11 protein-coding genes and 1 tRNA gene are annotated in these 18,678 nt (G+C 34.2%); 2 read left to right on the forward strand and 10 right to left on the reverse strand.

Features of this window, described 5'->3' with window-relative positions:
- Window positions 1-21 precede the first annotated feature (21 nt).
- Together ABD935_RS07040 and ABD935_RS07045 are read right to left on the reverse strand one after the other, a co-directional pair.
- The gene (locus tag ABD935_RS07040; protein WP_345191040.1) at window positions 22-507 is read right to left on the reverse strand and encodes a DUF1761 domain-containing protein; all 486 of its coding nucleotides are present in this window, start codon (window positions 505-507) and stop codon (window positions 22-24) included.
- A 343-nt stretch (window positions 508-850) separates the two neighbouring features.
- Window positions 851-2,848: a glutamine--tRNA ligase/YqeY domain fusion protein gene (locus ABD935_RS07045; protein ID WP_345191041.1), complete on the reverse strand. Its 1,998-nt coding sequence runs from the start codon at window positions 2,846-2,848 to the stop codon at window positions 851-853.
- A gap of 101 nt (window positions 2,849-2,949) precedes the next feature.
- On the opposite strand from ABD935_RS07045, the gene folB reads away from it, so the two are divergent.
- Both folB and ABD935_RS07055 read left to right on the forward strand, forming a co-directional pair.
- Window positions 2,950-3,321, forward strand: coding sequence for a dihydroneopterin aldolase (gene folB, locus ABD935_RS07050; protein WP_345191042.1), 372 nt, complete (start codon window positions 2,950-2,952; stop codon window positions 3,319-3,321).
- 81 nt (window positions 3,322-3,402) lie between these two features.
- Window positions 3,403-3,473, forward strand: a tRNA-Cys gene (locus ABD935_RS07055).
- 223 nt (window positions 3,474-3,696) lie between these two features.
- On the opposite strand, the gene ABD935_RS07060 is transcribed toward ABD935_RS07055, so the two are convergent.
- From ABD935_RS07060 to ABD935_RS07095, 8 genes are all read right to left on the reverse strand, one after another.
- Window positions 3,697-4,392, reverse strand: a complete 696-nt coding sequence (locus tag ABD935_RS07060; RefSeq protein WP_345191044.1) for a LysE family translocator — start codon at window positions 4,390-4,392, stop codon at window positions 3,697-3,699.
- A gap of 128 nt (window positions 4,393-4,520) precedes the next feature.
- Window positions 4,521-6,002 carry a T9SS type A sorting domain-containing protein gene (locus ABD935_RS07065; protein ID WP_345191045.1) on the reverse strand — a complete coding sequence of 494 codons (1,482 nt, stop codon included), beginning with the start codon at window positions 6,000-6,002 and terminating at the stop codon, window positions 4,521-4,523.
- Between the two features lie 496 nt (window positions 6,003-6,498).
- Complete coding sequence (locus ABD935_RS07070; RefSeq protein WP_345191046.1) at window positions 6,499-9,804, reverse strand: VCBS repeat-containing protein; 3,306 nt, start codon at window positions 9,802-9,804, stop codon at window positions 6,499-6,501.
- 117 nt (window positions 9,805-9,921) lie between these two features.
- Window positions 9,922-10,806, reverse strand: coding sequence for a glycoside hydrolase family 17 protein (locus ABD935_RS07075; protein WP_345191048.1), 885 nt, complete (start codon window positions 10,804-10,806; stop codon window positions 9,922-9,924).
- Between the two features lie 25 nt (window positions 10,807-10,831).
- On the reverse strand, window positions 10,832-12,394 hold the full coding sequence (locus ABD935_RS07080) for an MFS transporter (RefSeq protein WP_345191049.1): 1,563 nt from the start codon (window positions 12,392-12,394) through the stop codon (window positions 10,832-10,834).
- A 31-nt stretch (window positions 12,395-12,425) separates the two neighbouring features.
- Window positions 12,426-13,874: a glycoside hydrolase family 30 protein gene (locus tag ABD935_RS07085; protein ID WP_425550206.1), complete on the reverse strand. Its 1,449-nt coding sequence runs from the start codon at window positions 13,872-13,874 to the stop codon at window positions 12,426-12,428.
- 56 nt (window positions 13,875-13,930) lie between these two features.
- A complete protein-coding gene (locus ABD935_RS07090; RefSeq protein ID WP_425550204.1) occupies window positions 13,931-15,199 on the reverse strand; it encodes a glycoside hydrolase family 17 protein in 1,269 nt (422 codons plus the stop codon).
- Window positions 15,200-15,210: 11 nt separating this feature from the next.
- Complete coding sequence (locus tag ABD935_RS07095) at window positions 15,211-18,666, reverse strand: hypothetical protein (RefSeq protein WP_345191052.1); 3,456 nt, start codon at window positions 18,664-18,666, stop codon at window positions 15,211-15,213.
- Window positions 18,667-18,678: the final 12 nt, after the last annotated feature.

Genomic DNA, 18,678 nt, shown 5'->3' on the forward strand with positions numbered 1-18,678 from the left:
TGTTAAAAAATTACAAATTTATTATTTCCAACCGCAAATAATAGCACCCATTATTCCAAGTGTTACAATCCAGTAACCCGCGTTAATGAAAATATATTTTGCCCCTTTACGTTCAAATAAAGCGTTAGTACCTATAATAGGAAGCGCAATAAAAACACCTGTTAAAACACCATGAAGAGCACCGTGTTTAAAGGTTCTAAAAGCATCTCCGTAATCTGCCATTAAAGCTTCGTAAGATGGTAAAGCTACCGAAGGGTCTCCACCTATAAGGCTAAAAACACCCATTTGATGAATTACTATTCCTGGTAATGCTGTTGCTAATAGAAAAGCAAAAATAAGGGCTAGGATAAAAATCTTTACCATATTTCCGCCCTTAACTTGTTCGTCTGTCATCCCTGCAGCCTGCATCCAAGCGTTTCCAAATACTTTAGGGTTGTACCAAATAAATCCGACAACTAATGCCGAAACTGCTGCAACTAGTATTGCAACGGGGTTTAAATACTCCATAATTTATATTTTTAGTTTGTAGTTAAATGTACAAAAAATTAAATACTACCTAAAAAACAATACCCACGACCACTTGCTCCACCACCTCCAGAATGTAAGTGCCCCCAGAAAAACTGCGGATTGATAAACGTCTAGAAATTAAGCCTATAGAAGATAACATTTTGAGCTTTCAACCCTCCTAATTTCGATACATCGAAATTGTCCTCGCTTTATTTTAAAGGGAGGAACCAGGTTTCAATAACATTTTTAGATTAACCAAAATCAAGAAGCGTTAATTAATGTTTTTGCACCAATATTTAGCAAGATCCTTCAGGTTTTAAAAACCTGAAGGGCCCATAATTGTTTAAGAGATCGCTTTAGCTTCTTCAACCAACAGTGCATTTTTATCATCTAAAGCTTTAGCAATAAAATCATGAATAGCATCATTTTTTTCTAAACCATTTTCTATTAAAACACCTAACGTAATCATGGTAATAATACGTGTTCCTGATTTTTTAACCGATGTGTTAAACAAGGGTTCAACTTCATCATAACTCACCTTTTTAGCTAATTCTTGAATCTCTGATTTAGCCTTAGCGCGCTTATCTTCAGACAACCTATCATACTTTTTACCATACGATTTTATTTGCTCGATAGCTGGACGATTATTTTGTTGCGGTTGCTTTTGCTGGTTTTGATTTCCGTTTTGTTGAGGCTTTATTTTTGCCCAAGTATCACGTAAGCCAACCGTTTTATTAAATACTAAATGTTCTGAAGTCGAATCGTCATCCACATTAAAATACCCTAAACGTTGAAACTGAAACCTATCTCCTATTTTAGCCTCTTTTAAACTCGGCTCTACAAACGCTTCAATAGTTTTTAACGAATTAGGATTAATAAATTCCATAAAATCTTTGTCTTGATGGCTATCTGGTGCTTCATCAACAAATAACCTATCATATTCTCTAACCTCCGCTTTTACGGCGTGTTTTATAGACACCCAATGTAATGTGCCTTTTATTCTTCGTTCTGTATCTTCAGAATAGGTACAATGAATTTCTGTGATGTTTCCATTAGCGTCTTTTACAACACTTTCAGCTTTAATGATGTAGGCATTCTTAAGTCTTACTTCACCACCTAATTTCAACCTGAAAAATTTATTTCCAGCTTCTTCTTTAAAATCTTCTTTTTCAATATACAACTCGCGTGAAAACGGCACTTTTCTATAGCCCGCACTTTCATCTTCTTGGTTATTCTCTGCTTCCAACCATTCCTCTTTTGCTTCTGGATAATTAGTAATTACTAATTTCACAGGGTCTAAAACAGCCATAACCCGTGGTGCTGTTTTGTTTAAATCCTCACGGATACAAAATTCTAATAGTGATACATCAATTACATTTTCACGTTTCGCAACCCCTACTGTTTCTACAAATTTTCTGATAGCATTTGGCGTATAGCCTCTTCGTCGTAAACCAGAAATTGTTGGCATTCTAGGGTCGTCCCAACCACTTACAACACCTTCGTTAACCAATTGAAGCAACTTACGCTTACTCATAATGGTGTAGCTCAAGTTTAAACGGGCAAATTCGCGTTGTTTTGGCCTTAATTTGCCTGTCTCTACAACTTGGTCTAAGAACCAATCGTATAGCTCTCTATGAGGCTTAAACTCAAGAGAACATAAGGAATGAGATATTTGCTCTATATAATCGCTCTCGCCGTGTGTCCAATCGTACATAGGGTAGATACACCAGTTATTAGCCGTTCTATGGTGATGTTTCTTTAAAATACGATACATAATAGGATCGCGCATCAACATATTTGGGTGTTGCATATCAATTTTTGCACGTAAAATGTGTGTTCCCTCTTCAAACTCACCAGCTTTCATGCGCTTGAATAAATCCAGATTTTCGGCTACACTCCTATTTCTATATGGGCCATCAACACCTGGTTGTGTTGGTGTGCCTTTTTGTTCTGCCATGGCTTCGCTAGATTGCGAATCTACATAGGCTTTTCCTTCTTTTATAAAATGAACCGCCCAATCGTATAATTGTTGGAAATAATCTGAAGAAAATAATTCCTTATCCCATGTATAACCCAACCATGCAATATCATCTTTTATAGCATCAACATATTCTTGTTCTTCTTTTGCAGGATTAGTATCATCAAAACGAAGATTTACAGGTGCTTTATATTTTTCTCCCAAACCAAAACTAATACCAATAGCCTTGGTGTGCCCAATATGTAAATAGCCATTAGGTTCTGGTGGAAAACGAAAACGCAAGTCCTTTTTAGACATGCCACTTGCCAAATCTTCTTCTATAATTTGCTCAATAAAATTGAGTGATTTTTTTTCTTCAGACATAAAAAATAGTACTGTGCGCCATTAGTTAAACAGAAACTAACAACATTAAACAAAAATATTGTGTAAAATTAGGTAATTTTACCGACTTAAAATGCCATACAATGGGAATTATAAAAGTTGAAAACATTAGAGTATTTGCATACCATGGTTGTCTTAAAGAAGAAACCAAAATAGGTAGCGATTACCGTGTAGATTTAGAAGTTAAAGCCAATTTACAAACCTCAGCAAAAACAGATAAACTTAGTGATACTGTAGATTACGTGTTTTTAAATCGTATTATTAAAGAAGAAATGGAAAAGGCTTCTCATTTATTGGAAACGGTTGCTAAACGGATATTAAACAGGATTTTTAATGAAGATGAATTGGTTAAAAAAGCTACCGTTTGGATTAGTAAATTAAACCCACCCATTGGTGGTGATGTTGCGAAAGTGACGATAAAAATGACCGACAAAAGAAAATCTCAAGACAAGTAGTATGAAAAGTTTATTTTTTTTACATTTGTGCTCCCTTAAAATGGATTCCTTCCCGATAACTATCGGGATTGACATGAATAGGGCGTCGTGGCCGAGTGGCTAGGCAGAGGTCTGCAAAACCTTCTACAGCGGTTCGAATCCGCTCGACGCCTCAAAAGCTTTCAGTTATTCTGGAAGCTTTTTTTATTTTAAATTTTTATAAAAAATTAATTAAAAGAGGAGCAAAACCTTCTATTTGAGTTTGTTTTTCGAATCTGCTCAAAGCCTTAATAAAGAAATGGTTTTTCAGTATTTTTTATATTTCTAATTTTCAAGAGGAGCAAAGACATACAGTAGCTGGAGATAAAAAAGCTCCCTCCAAACAAAGCTTTAAATTTATTCTAGATGTTTTTCTTTTATGGGATTAATCTTTTCAAACTTTTCCTTGATAAGTTCCTTTTCTTCTGGAAAAAAACCTTGAACCAAAAGTAACACACCAAAACCAAGAATAACTAAGGCTACAATTTTTTTTGTTTTGTAGATTAAACGTGGGGTTAGTTTGTTTTTAAGCTTTTTTGCAATCACAATTTTTACCAAGTCTACCAAGAAGTAAACAATAAGTATTGTTGAAAGAAATACAACAACGCCATCGGTAGATTCGGTTAAAGAGTTACCTAATACTATAAAAGCAACCCAACCTAATAACACACCAATGTTTATAAAATTAAGTAAGAAGCCTTTTAAAAATAACTTACCGTAGCCTTTTTTTATTTCAACTTTATGATACTCTCTAACTATTTCCCGAAAAGACTTAGAGGTCTTAATAAATGAAATTAGGCCATAGGCCACCAAGAGCATGCCTCCAAAAATTAAAAAATGTGGCTCATCTTTAACCTTATCCAACAACTTATTTGTGCTAAAAAAAGCAACAATAATGAATAATATATCAGCTAAAATAACACCACAATCAAAAATCAAGGCACTTCTAAAACCTTTAGTAGCACTAGTTTCAAGCAATACAAAAAACACAGGCCCAATTGTAAAGGCTAGGATGATGCCAAAAGGAATCGCTGTTAAAATATCATCGAACATGTGTAAAAAGCATATTTACACAAAGTAAAGAAATATTTTAAACTATTTTGATGATTGCTTATGCTAAAAAAAAGCATGTGGTTTTTAAAGACCACATGCTTAAAGCAAACTAAATTATTACTAATATACTATTTCTTAACCAACTTTAAGGTACTAATACCATTGGCTGTTTTGACTTGAGCAAAATATAATCCAGATTTTAAGTTTGAACCATCAATGGTTGCTTCACTTGTATTTGGTGATAATGATAATACGCTTTTACCTAAAATATCGAACACATTAATCGAAGCGATATTTTCTATTTTAGTTTTTAGCGTCCAGCTGTCTTGTGTTGGGTTAGGAAAAAGACTAAATGAATCTGCGTTAAAATCTTCTGTTCCTAAAGTACCACAATCATCACCAACCGTGTATTCCAAAAGCTTAGTTTCAACTAAACCACCTGCTGCATATGGAAATCGTCCTGCATAAGAAATAACCTGCCCATTACTTAATCCAGTTACTGTTCCTACAAAAGTTTGTCCTGTATTGGTCATATTAATATAAACATCAGGTCCTATTGCATGTAATTGGCCGCAACAAAGACCAGGCTTATCGGTATCCAATATTTCTATTGTATATTTTACTTCTGTACCACTAGGCAATGTTTCTATAGTATAATTAAAGCCTGTAGAAAATGATCCTTCTCTTGTCTCGGTAGAGAAACCATCACAAGGTGTACTTGGATCTGCTAGAGTAGTAGCCTCTACTGCAATAGGGTTATTTGCAGCTTGATTTCCTGATGCATCGCTTGCAGAAACCTCAAAACTATAAAGTGTTTCTGGTGTTAAGCCATTAATTACAAAAGGTGTTTCAACTCCTGATGCCCCTGTTGTTTGGGTTGTGTTAGCACCACCATTATATGAGATGTCATAGGTTATGGTTCCAGAAGCATCTGTAGCATTTAACAATAATTCAACTGAAAATGCTCCAATAGTTCCTTTGGCAGCAGTAAAGCCCGTTGGGGCTGTTACATCACAAGGCGCACAAAACGTACCACCACAATCAACATCTGTTTCATCTTGGTTCTTAATATTATCAGAGCAGGTTTCAGGAGCTGCTTCTGGTGCTGAAATATCATCAAAATAATAAGTCCCTGTATTACCATCCCCTGCATCAGTAAATAAAAGCATTTTTTCAAAGTTTGCAGCAGCTCCATTAAATTGTGGAGCATCATCAGCGTCTAAAGAAATTGTTTGCCAAGCAGTCCCTGCGTCCAATTCAAAGAATAGTTCTATGTCTGTACCACCAGCTGTACCACCAATAAACTTCATTAAATGCTTTCTAGTGCCATACTCAGCATCTGCTTTAAATCTAAATGAAATAGAATTTGATGTACCAATTGAAAGATCTACTGGTGCAGCAAAAGCAATCTCTGCATTATCCCATTGTGCTGCGGGTCCTATAATCTGTAAAACGTTATTAGACTCATTACCTGGTTCTGGAATTATACTTACAGCGTTTCCAACAGGGGTAAATTCTTGATTTGGATTATTAAAATCGAAAGGTAAGGTCTGTGAATACCCAAATGCAGTTACCAAAAGAAAAAATAAGAATGTAATTTTTTTCATCATAATTTGTTTTTAGAATTATTTATTTAAACTAAAATTCACTCTTTGCAAACTATCATGCACAAGCCATCAAAGGGCGTTTTTAGATTTTCATAAATATAGCAGGCAATTACTAATAAATTAATACCTCATACCACTACAAAAAGCATACAACACAACAAAAGCATTATGTTTATGTGATATTCGTAATCCTTATATTAAATTAAACCTGTATTAACAAGGTATTAGGTCTTTTTTGAATTACTTTATTTGGAATGCATAATTCGTGTTAGTTATTTCTAAATAAAGCTCCTATACAAAAATGTTGTGGTGATGTTGTGGTGATATTGTTAACTGCTGTGTTAACTTTTTATTTTGAAAGCAGAAATTCTACATAAAAACAGCATGTTTATATAAAATTTTATAAAGATTATAAAATAACACTCCTAAATATTGACCTATTAAGTACAAGCTTTAAAAATTATAATCCTATATGTTTTTTAAAATAGCATGTAGTTTTTTAGAGCGCTTTACTTATGCAATTAAAAACAGATGGGGGGGCATTATTGTTTGTAATAATTATGAGGTTCTGGATATTCTGCTGTCTCAAATATTTAATATCCCTACTATCAGAGGGTATAAAAAACCCGCTTTTATATGGTGGTATAAAATTGAAATTGTTATTACCATCTCCTAAAAGAACTGTACCATAACCGGCATCATAACGTATGGTTTCAACTTCAACACCATAATGATTACCAACAAGGAGAATATCCTTGAATCCATCAGCATTAAAATCATTAACCAAAGCCCCTTTTATAGGGCTAACTTGAGCCTGAATGGGTAAGGATTGACGTTTGAGCATGCCACCTTCGTTAACTAAAATAATGCTTTCAAAATTACTTATTTCATAAATAACGGCATCTTTAACTTCATCTTCTGGAAGGATATCTAATAATTTAGAAGATGCAAAACTGTGATAATCTTTAAATTTTTCAGCCACAAAAGGCATTTGCTGACTTGTGCATTCTCTTCCCCTTACTGGCACATAATCATCTTTATAGAATTTCGCTAAAACAATATCGTTAGTGCCATTATTATCAAAATCATTAGCATACACCTTAAATGGATGTTCTTTAGTTGCTTTAAACTTATTGTTTTTACCTAGGTTACCAACTATGTAATCATCATCGCCATCATTATCAATATCATTTACGGTTATGGACCACCACATACCTCGAGTATCTATAAGTCCATGTTTTTCTGAACTGTTTAAAAATAATCCGTTTGAGTTTTCCAAAAGAATTATTTCCATCCATTCTCCAACTAACATCAGGTCCTTATCTCCATCTTTATCAATATCAGTAAATACGGCATCCGTAACCATACCAATATTTTTAAGATCTGGAGCAATATTATCATCGGCTTTTGTAAAAATGCCTTTGTCATTGATTAATAAATAGCTACTTGCAGGAAATGGATATTGCCCTGAAATCAATCTAGTGCCAACAAAAACATCTAAATCTCCATCAGCGTCAATATCAGAGATTTTAATGCATTGCGAACTTTGCGCGATATTAGGCAAGCCTTTTGCACTTTTAGTAAATACCCCCAAGCCATTATTTATGTATAACCTATCAATTAAAAGTGGATTTCCTAATTTATATTCACTGCCTCCGCTAGCAACATATAAATCCTGATCTCCATCTGCATCCGAATCAAAAAATAGCAGTCCCAAATCTTCAGATTCTTTATCCTGTATCCAAGGTTGTTCGCTACTTTTCAAAAAAGTACCATCTTGATTTTGTAGATAAAGCACGCCTGCTTGTCCCACAGCCCCACCAATAAATAAATCATCTAAACCATCATTATTAACATCTGCAACCGCTGAAAACGGACCATTTTCAGAAATATTATGAGGCAATAACACTTCCTTTTCATATTCATTAAAATTGTTTTCTTTATGTATAAATGACACCCCTATATCCACTGGGCTGACTGTTTTAAACAATTTTTTATGCGTTACTGTGTTTTTAGCAACCTGAACGGCCTTATCATATATAGCAATTATCGTGGCATTAGCTTGAACATTTTCGAATAAATTTTTCTTTCCATCTGGCCAAATCACTTCAATCTCACTAACTTCAATATCTTTACCTAAACCAAAAAACAATTTTGGTTCTACAGAGGATAAATAACCACGAGTGGGTGTATTATCTCCAGATTGGGTTTTTCCATTATGGCGAATTATAGCCTTAGCTCCGTATCCGAATTTATTGTTTTTTGGACCCTTAAAATCTATCTTCAGGAAATTCCCTGTAGCATTGTTTTTATATACAAAGGCAGAAGCCTCCATATTATTTATCACCATATCCAAATCACCATCATTATCTAAATCGCCATAGGCCATTCCGCTTGAAAAACCAGGAGTCTCTAAACCCCATTCCGTAGTGAGCTTTTCAAATTTTAAATTACCTTTATTCTTAAAAACATAATTAGACAGAGGCACTGACGGTGCGAGCTTACTCATTCCATAAAAATCCTGAGAATCTGTTTCTAATTTTATATATAAATCTGTTAAAAAATCGTTATTCCTAACATCTTTTTTAACCCCATTAGATATGATAACATCTTTCCATCCGTCATTGTCTAAATCCACCAATAAACCAGCCCAACTCCAATCTGTTTGTGCCATTCCTGTCATACTGGCAATATCTGAAAAACCGCCTGCCCCTGTATTAATTTGCAAGGTATTAGCCATAAATTGATAGTGTTTCCCGTCTGCTACCATATTATTAAATTTTTCAATGCTCATGGAACCCATATTGGTTTTGGATCTGTAGTGGTCTGCCGAAGCCATATCCAATGTAATTATGTCCATAAAACCATCATTATTAATATCGCCAGTATCAGTCCCCATACTAAAGTTGGAAATATGTTTTAGCTTCTCATCTATGACATTCTTAAAAGTACCATCGCCATTATTGTAATATAAGTAGTCTGGTTCGTCATAATCATTTGACACATATAAATCTGTCCAACCATCATTATTAAAATCACTAGCACTAACACTTAAACCATAGGTATATTTATCTATAAGACCTGCCTGTTTAGAAATGTCTCTATAGCGGCCACTATCATTTAAATATAATTTATCAGTATAGAATTTATAGCGTTCTTTAGGGATATTTATGTAGCGTCTAAACAATCTGGCATCTGGAAGTTGGTTAACTTGATACATGTCTAAATCGCCATCATTATCCATATCAAAAAATACCGCTTGTGAAGAAAATCCAGCATCGGCAAGTCCATAAGCCATGGCGGACTCAGTAAAAGTAAGATCTTGATTGTTTATATATAGTTGATTTTTACGATCTTCAGGGTTCATAGACTCCCCATTTCTGCTCACATAAATATCCAAATAGCCATCAGCGTTAATATCGACCATAGTAACACCCCAAGACCAACCTGGATTTATGGCAACTCTTGATTTTTTTGTGATATCTTCAAACAGAAAGTTTCCTTTATTTAAATACAATCGGTCATTAACTTGGTTACCACAAAAGAAAATATCGGATAAACCGTCGTTATTTATATCTCCAATAGCTACGCCAGCCCCACTATAAATTTGGTTATAATAGAGATGGTTTACAGTTTTTGATTCTTTAATAGCATTATTAAAATCGATACCTGTTTTTTCTGAAGGAAGTAATTCAAAACCACCTAGCAATGTTTCTGGATATAGATTTCGCTTGGAATTTTGACAAGAAATCAACAAAAAAATTGCCAATACTATTAGTCCAAACTGTGAGAATTTCATTTTCATAATTACAATAACTTACGTGTTTTCAATATTATAAAAATACGTAAGTTATTTAAAGGGTTCCAAAAAAAATTTATGTTTTGTACTTTCTGCCTAATAAATACAAAACATTTTTATCATTTAAAATTTTAACTTTTCATCCTTATCCCAAAGTCCCCAATAAGCACCTACATCACCTTCGGCTCCTACTTTCCATGATTCATCAAAAGATGAAAAATAAAACATATCAATATCATCTTCAGCAGACCATACTTGAGAATTTACAAAATATTTTAAAGCATTTTTATGTGATGGTATTGCCCCTTGAAGTCCTTCGCCAAAAGAAGGCCATCCTGTTTCGGTTATAATCACTTTTTTTCCATTTCCTGCATCTTTTGCCTGATTATACATATCACGCATATAAACTAATGCGTATTCCTGACTACAACCTTCCCAATAGGGGTAACAATTAGCTAAAATGACATCGCAAGCTTCTGTTATTCTTGGTCTGTGACTAAACTCATAATAGGCATCTACATACCCCATTGGTGTATTTGGAACAGCTTCTTTTACTTCTTGCATAAAAACTAAAAGCTCATCTTCGGTTAAATCACCTCGATACATCACTTCATTACCAACAGCAGCAATATCCACATAGCCTTCTTTAGCGAGTTTTATAAGTCCTGCTATTTCCTTTTTATTGATTTCATCATCATCACCTAACCATGCGCCTACTAAGGTTTTAATGCCGTATTCTTTAGCAATTCGAGGAATAGCCTCATTACCATCGGTACATGAAAAAGAACGTATCCATTTGGTATAAGGCTTAATGATTTTCATACGCCTTCTAATCTGTTTTTCAGTCATTTGGTCACCGGGTTCTTGACCTTCTTCATAGGGGCTAAAACATAGCCCATGCATACCACCCTTTAATGTTCTTTTGAATAAATTGTGTAATCCCTTTTCTGTTTTATTATCAAGATTTAATCCTGCTAATGACCTGATTTTATCTGCTCTGTATGACATGATTTTTCAATATATATTATTATTTTTAAAGTTCCCCTCTACGTTCTACTAATTCTGCCTTTATTTCTCTAGCTCTTGTTTCATTCAAACTATACTTATACATTATAAAAATAGCAATACCAGCAGTTACGGAAGGAATAACTATATCTGCAACCCTTAAACTGTGCATTGTTTCGGCGGTCTGCACTTCGGCATCAGAAATAAACCCTACTAATTTTAATACTAAACCACCTAAAAACAAAGCAATAGACTGACCAATTTTAACCATCCACCAATAAATAGCGCCAAACGTTCCCTCTTTTCGAGGCATGCCATTTTGTAGCTCATCTAGATCGCAAACATCAGCGGTCATACTCATCATCAAAGTAAATAACCCCCCAAGACCAAATGCTATAAATGGTATTGGAAGAAACATAAGCCATGGTGAACCTGCACTTGTATCAATACTAAACCAAGACATTCCCATACTTTCCAAAAATGGATTTAAAGATTCGAAAAGGGCAGCAACTCCGTTATTTAATGATTCACCAAGACTTGTATTATTAAACTCTTTATTTAATTCATTATCGAATCCCCACCATTTAAGGATATATCCAATAATAGAAATAACTGTAGAGATAATAAATGCTTTTCTTTTACCCCATTTATTTGCCATTGCAGAAATAATAGGAATGACAATAAAAGCTGTAATAACTGCAGTAATTGTTGAAAACCAAGCTGGCCATGTACCTGCATCTGCGTAACTACCATTATACATATAAAACACAATGATATACACACTAAATGCGGCTACCATTTGAAAACCGTTGAACACTAAAAATGTAGCTCCACATAGCTTCATAAATGGCTTGTTTTTTGACACCTGCTTAATACCTTCCCATAAATCCTTTAAATTAGAAGATAAACTTTTAACATTTATTTCTTTTCTGTTTTCCATATTGGCAGAATCTATACCTCTACAAAAAATAGCAGGTAATATTCCTAAAACAACACAGACACAACCCACAATTATGGATAAATGTCTTACTCCTACAGCCTGAGATTCATATACTTGTGGGTCTGCAATTATCACCCAAAACCATGGCACAATCATCCAAGCAATTTGCCCCATAGTATTTGAAAAAGCCATTAATCTGGTACGCTCATTGTAATCTGAAGTCATTTCATACCCCAAACCTACCAATGGTGTAGCATACATTGTATTACCGGCTAAAAACAGAATTGATAAAATAAGGAAGTACCAAAAATTATACATTTGAGAATTGTCAGGAGACATTTGCCAAGTCATAGCAAATAGTAATCCGCTTAAAATAGCACCAATAAAAATATATGGTCGTCTACGACCCCATTTTGACTTCGTATTATCTGAAATAAAACCCATAATAGGATCAGAAAGTGCATCAAAAAGCCTTGGTAAGGCCCCTAATATACCTGCATAAAGCGGGTCCATTCCAAAAGCCGTAAGCAAAAAGAACATAAAAAACCCTAAGGCTCCTGGTAGCAAATTAAGAACGAAATGACCAGAACCAAAGGCCATTTTTTGTCCAAAAGGAACTTTATCTTTTGCTGCTGTTTTTATATTTGACATATCTTATTGGTTTAGTTAATTAATCTTCTTTTTATACTTTATGAATTACGATAGTTTGAATTGCTTGCGCATCTATTGTAATTTCAACATTTTTCTCATTTAGAATTAGGGTAACAGTTTTTGGGGATTCAAATTCATTAAAAAGTATAACAGCTATTGAACCATCTGGGTTTTGTGCTGCTGTTGCCATCAATTTATCATCGGAGTTTTTTAGTCCTATAATTTTAGCATTGGGTCTAATATATTTACTAAAATGTGCCATGGTGTAATAGATAGGGGTGAAGTACACTTGATCGGCATCAGGATCTACAATTACAGGTGCAACGCACCAGTTTTTAAACCAGTTTGGACCGCCTTGTCTATCTAAAACCATATTCCAGTCTACCCAACCATCAACCCAATTATTAAGGCATCCAATAATATCTCTGGCATAACGGTTTACTGGAGCATACTTTGGGTGTAGGTGTTTGTCTTCTTCAGATGCCCAATCCCAACCCCAATCCGTAGCTTCCTTACTCCAATACCAAGCATCATCTTGCCATTTTGGGACTTCGGAATCTACACAACCTTCGGTTTCTATTAAATATTTATTAGGCGCTTTATGATGTGCATATTGTAGGGCTTCTGGGAAATAATCATAGGTGCTTTCATACCAATGAATGGCCGTACCATGAAAGTATTTTGAAGAAGCTTCATCTCTATACATCTCATCTACCCATTCTTTTAAGCCCGCTCTATTTTGGTCATACCCTAAAATAATTTTATCACCATAGCCATCAGCTTCTAATTTTGGCCCTAAATGAAATTGTACAAAATCAGTCATTTCCTTAGGTGAAAAATGCATGCTTTCCCAATTGTTACCATTTCCATGTGGTTCGTTTTCTACCGTAAAGCCCCAAATTGGAATGCCTTCTGTCTCGTAAGCGTCTACATATTTAGAAAAGAATAGCGCCCAAGTATCGTAATATTCTGGAAGTAGTTTGCCGCCCACCCAATGGTTATTATCTTTCATCCACGGTGCTGCGGTCCATGGTGATGCGAAAATGTTAAATCCGTCTTCTGATACTGCCATGGCATCTTTTATCATGGGGATTAAATCATCCTTATCTTCTTCAATAGTGAAGTGTTCCAAGTTTTTATCCCCTTCAACTGGAGTATATGAATATTGACTTAATGAAAAGTCGCAAGAATTCATGTGTGTTCTTGTTAACGAATAATTAGCACCCTCTTTTGCGAAATAGGCTTTTAAAATGGTATCTCTATTTTTTTGACTTAACTTATTTAAAAGATACGCTGAAGACTCCGTGAACGCGCCTCCAAACCCCGAAATGGTTTGAAAGGTTTGTTCTGGAATCAACTTAATAGTCACTCTCTTTTCTGTAAAAGGAAACTCAGAAACTTTAGTCAACTTATTTCCTTGTGCTGAAGTTTCAAATACTTCAACTTGTAATTTGTTTTCTGGTTTATTACAGCTCATCATAATTATAAAAAGACTATAGAAATATATATTTGTTGCTTTCATTTTTGATTGTTTGTTTATTGATGCGACATACTAAACTCTACTGCTGTAGGCGGAACAAAAACATCTTGCATTAAGGCTTCTTTATCGCCATTGTAGGTCTTTTTTATAGATTGTCCATCTCTTGTTAACCGCTCAAAAACACCTTTATCAACCAAATCCCAAATGGCATGTTTTGCTTCACCATTAAGGGTTATTAAACCAAAATGATTTTCAGACCCTTTAGAGTTATGGGAATCTTTCCATTGCTCATCAAAGGCTTCGAAATAAAAGCAAGATATTTTTTGTTTGTTTGTCCAAGTTCTCATAAGCTTATAATATTGCCCAGATTTATATTCATCTGCTGCTTTTGACCCGTTGGGACCGTAATGTCCGTTAGAAACCGTTGCCCAGCCTGTTTCTCCAATGTGGACGGGTTTATTAACCCCTAAACTTTTTACATAATTGGATACAGAATCATATTGCTTTACAGCAAACTCTAATGCACGTTGCATAGCGGATTCTATCATTTCTTTATCCGAAAGTGTATTCTCATTTTCTGGAACTAACCAAAAAGCAGGATTATAGTGAGAGTTATGCATAGGGTATGTATGCATAGATATATAATCTACTGCCTTGATTAGTTTTTCTAAATCTTTAGTATGATAACTTGGATCGCCACCGCCCCATGAAGAAAAATCGTCTGAACAGGTAATCCATAAATCATTAGAAAGTTCACCAGACTTCTTTAATTCCTGAAGATGATTCACCCATTTTAAAATGACATTAGGGCGCACAAAATAACTAGTTGCCCAATTTACCATAGCTTCATTTCCAACGGCTATAATTTTTACGATATCTGGATATTGCTTTGCTAAGGCCACTGCTCTAGCAATTTCTCCTGTATTTTGTTCGCTTTCAACTTCATGGTTTGGTTCCAAGTCTGTCCAAGCATTTTGGCAATCTATCCAAGCGCCCAACATCACATACATTTCGAAGTTTGGTTCTTCTTCCTTTAACTCAGAAATAGCCTTTAGTATATTTGGCGCTTGTTGTAATTGAACATTGTAGGTTCTAAGAATTTTAATACCCATAGCTGCTAAAATCTTCATATCCTCTTTAAGTTCAGCAATAGTAGGTTGAATATCTCGCGTTTTTTGACGGTAACCGCCATAAGAGATTGCTAAATAATCTGGATTTCCTAAAATAGTGGCTGCCGTTATTTGCTTTTTAGCATTCGGCGTTTCATTACATCCTAGCATTAGTATTAATATTGAAAGTGTTATATATTTTTTAATTATTAACATGGCTTACGTTTCTATTTTTTAATCGAAACGATAATATGGTTTACCTCTCCTTTTCTTTCAAAAATAGATTTAGAGGTTTCCAAATCAAGGCTTGTATTATCTAGATCCATATGCCTGCTGTTATTAAAAACAACTTGCAGAGCTTCTTTATCAGATAATTTGTAGATGATTGGAACTTGACAATATGTAAAGCATAATGAGTTAGCATCAAGTGAAATGTCCTGCTGCTCTTTACTAACATTAGTAAAATTGAATGTAGATGGGGTTCTTAAAAATTCTTTAATTTGTAATAAACTTGGTTTAAATACTATGTTTCCATCTTCAACAAAAACACCTAACTCTCCAAACCTGCTCAATATATCTTCTTTAACTTGTCCGGTCATGCCTGGTTGTTGTGCGCCTTTTGTTGCTGGTGTATGTGAATAGGGATCGGTTGGAAAAGCACCATATAATTCAGGCGATTTATGAACCCCAATACCAGCGTTTATTTCGTAATAATGATCTAAAAGTTTCCCGATGAGTTCTTCACTTTCATTATTGTTAATAGCTAACAAACAATTTTCTTGAACCGCTAATAACAACTTAGATACCATGTGCCAGTAAATAGACCCTAATCCTTCATAACCAAAGAAAGTTCCTGAACGCCCTGTAAAAGATTTATGATCGAAAATATCTTCGAAAGTTTGAAGCAATAAATCGGTTTCTTTTTCAACTAAAGATTTATAAGAATCATCTAGATTCATTAACGCTTCTTTTAAACTATTTGCGTTGTTGAAGTTCCCATTGAAATGATAATGTCCTTTAACATCTTTTTCGATGATTTGTCTGTTTTTATCTTCAACCAATTTTTTTAATAGTGCAGACTGCTCTACCTTATTTGAAGGAATATTGTTCTTTTTATCAAATCGAGGCAAATCTTTATTTGGATACAGAATGTAACTGTATTGATCCTCTCTAAATAACGCACTATGCTTTAGTCCATCCAACAAACTCAATGCTTGAGTAGGGGAGAGGTAGCCAGAACTTAATGCTGCTACTTGACCTTCTAGCATTTCTGATAAATAAGAAATAGACACGGCATCATCATTTTCAACCGTCATTAAATTATAGGCATGATACATATTATCGGGGCGCTTGTTGGCATCAATACTATGTTCCAAATATGATTTGGTAAGCTCGATAAAATTCGAAATTTCTTCTAATTTTAATTCTGATTTAGAGCTTGAAAATCCTTTATTATAAATAGTTTCTCTATAATTACTTCCAGCTTGTCCTAAACCATCAAGTACTGTTTTTCGGTCTCTATCGGATATGTTGCCAGATAGAATATTAGCGTTTGTTTGAAGTGTTTTAACAACATTGCTAAAGAAGTTCACTAACTCTTCTGATACTTTAATATCTTTTGTTTCAGCTTTTGAAACCACTTGATCAAAGAAACTTAAAAATCTGTATAAATAATTAAGCGTTACCATGGATACTCCATTACCCACCAAAGCGTTGTTAGCATCATTCCATTCTGGGCGTTGTGTATTTAACCAAATGCCTCCTTCTGGAATGAAGTTTGAAACCTTAGACAATACTGTAGCCAATAATTTCTCGATTAAATTAACTCTGTATATGTTAGAGTTTTGATCTTCCAATAATGCGCCATCAGCACCTAAAATGGCTCTTTTTTCATTGATTTTATGGTCTGAATCGTAATCAAAATCAATCGTGTCTTTTGGGTTTTTTAAAGTATCGGCATAGCTTTTTATTTTATAAGGCACATTGGCATAAACAAATACATCTTGATTAAAGCGTTTTTCTAAAGCGCCAGGGTAGTGCCCTTCTATAAATTCTAAGAATTTTAAAAGGTATATAATTTGATGATCTCCCCAATAACCTATATAAGACCAAGGGTCGTTCTCTTCAATGATTTCCCAATCAAAGCCATCTTTTGTAACACGGTATGGGTTATAACCATCAAAAGTAGTCGCATTTAAAAACTTATGAATCATACCTTCTATAAACTCAGGATATGCATGTGCTAATGCTTCCCAGTTTTGAAAAATATCGCGCCAATTCCCTTCGTAATCTAAAATTTTAGAACCATCTATTTCACTTTGTGTATTAATAGAAAACTTGTTCCAAGGTCTACTCGGATCACCATGTCTTCTACTAAATTTTAAGGGTAAATACTCAAAACAAAGCCGTTTAAAGTCGTTGTCTTTACTTTGTTCTGCAAAATGCTTTATATCCTTTAAAGAAAATAACTCTGGTAAGGCTTTTAAGGTTTTTGCTTTTTTGTTGAAAACCTCTTTATTAGCTTTAGCTATATATTTTACAAAATCTCCTTTTTCTATTTGATAACCATCATCAAAAATACCACCACGCATGATATTGAATAGGGTATTAGCAAAGTGCCTGCTGTTGGTAAGCGTATCTTCTGATGCCTGTAAACCATCAGATGCACCCGTTAATTGAATTAACCTTTCAGTTCCAGCGTCAATATCCTTTTGAACTAGAACCGCCAAATCTGTTTCATTTTTTATCATTTCTGAAATTTCAATTACTCCAGTAATCGATTGATTTACATTGGTAACAAACGTCCAGTCTTTTTCTGAATTTGCTTCAAGTTCTAAATCTGAAGAAATAAAATACGCGCCTTTTTCAGCTTTAATATCTATTTCTTGTTTTACCTTATTTCCGCTTCTAAAATTATCAAGCTGTAAAGACGACACTAAATATGTTGGATTTTCAGCACCTATAGACCAAATGATATTGGATTTTAAAGCTTCACTTGGTTCTGCTTTATCAACAATAAAAGCACTAAGCGCATAAACACCTAAACCAACTTCTGGCAGTAATTCGCTTTTTTTATAGGCATCTACTAAATTACTTCTACTATTTTGTAAATCGGAAGTAACTCCAGAAGGTAAGATGTTTTGTAATCCGTCTAAAAAAGTAACACTTATGTTTTTAAAAGAGTTATTTATAATAGTTGATTTTTTTACAAATCCAAATTGATTGCTAGAACTCCATTGATACCTATAAGTAAGTCCTAAATCTTTATTAATCTCCTCGAAAATAACTTTATTACCATAACTATTCTTGTATAAATTCCTTGTAATCTGGTACAACCCTGCTTGTCTTACGGAAAATGGCTCCCATATATAGGTTTTACTTTTAATATGAATTTGAAATATGGTTTTGCTTCCTGTAATATCAGCAGATTCTGTTATTTTATCATCTGTATAATAAGGAAATAATGAAAATTCAGCGTTTTTTCGCCCAGCCGTTAAACCGCCATTGCTTGAAATAAACATCCAGTGATTTGAATCACTAACAATGCTCATAAAAAATGGGCGCATAGCATCACTGTTAGAAATCTTATAATACGATTCATTATTAATGGTAACTAGTTCTCCAGTCACTTTATCTGAAAGCCCTAAAGCGATTTCTTCTGATTTCGAAATGGTTTGATTCATTATTATTTACTT

The organism is Algibacter agarivorans (assembly GCF_039543245.1).
GTDB classification, from domain to species: Bacteria; Bacteroidota; Bacteroidia; order Flavobacteriales; family Flavobacteriaceae; genus Algibacter_G; species Algibacter_G agarivorans.

What these genes read in the sequence shown, in the direction of transcription:
- ABD935_RS07085 (WP_425550206.1), bottom strand. Translation starts at nt 13,874, where the DNA reads ATGATGAGCTGTAATAAACCAGAAAACAAATTACAAGTTGAAGTATTT.
- ABD935_RS07060 (WP_345191044.1), bottom strand. Translation starts at nt 4,392, where the DNA reads ATGTTCGATGATATTTTAACAGCGATTCCTTTTGGCATCATCCTAGCC.
- ABD935_RS07045 (WP_345191041.1), bottom strand. Translation starts at nt 2,848, where the DNA reads ATGTCTGAAGAAAAAAAATCACTCAATTTTATTGAGCAAATTATAGAA.
- ABD935_RS07040 (WP_345191040.1), bottom strand. Translation starts at nt 507, where the DNA reads ATGGAGTATTTAAACCCCGTTGCAATACTAGTTGCAGCAGTTTCGGCA.
- folB (WP_345191042.1), top strand. Translation starts at nt 2,950, where the DNA reads ATGGGAATTATAAAAGTTGAAAACATTAGAGTATTTGCATACCATGGT.
- ABD935_RS07090 (WP_425550204.1), bottom strand. Translation starts at nt 15,199, where the DNA reads ATGTTAATAATTAAAAAATATATAACACTTTCAATATTAATACTAATG.
- ABD935_RS07065 (WP_345191045.1), bottom strand. Translation starts at nt 6,002, where the DNA reads ATGATGAAAAAAATTACATTCTTATTTTTTCTTTTGGTAACTGCATTT.
- ABD935_RS07080 (WP_345191049.1), bottom strand. Translation starts at nt 12,394, where the DNA reads ATGTCAAATATAAAAACAGCAGCAAAAGATAAAGTTCCTTTTGGACAA.
- ABD935_RS07070 (WP_345191046.1), bottom strand. Translation starts at nt 9,804, where the DNA reads ATGAAAATGAAATTCTCACAGTTTGGACTAATAGTATTGGCAATTTTT.
- ABD935_RS07095 (WP_345191052.1), bottom strand. Translation starts at nt 18,666, where the DNA reads ATGAATCAAACCATTTCGAAATCAGAAGAAATCGCTTTAGGGCTTTCA.
- ABD935_RS07075 (WP_345191048.1), bottom strand. Translation starts at nt 10,806, where the DNA reads ATGTCATACAGAGCAGATAAAATCAGGTCATTAGCAGGATTAAATCTT.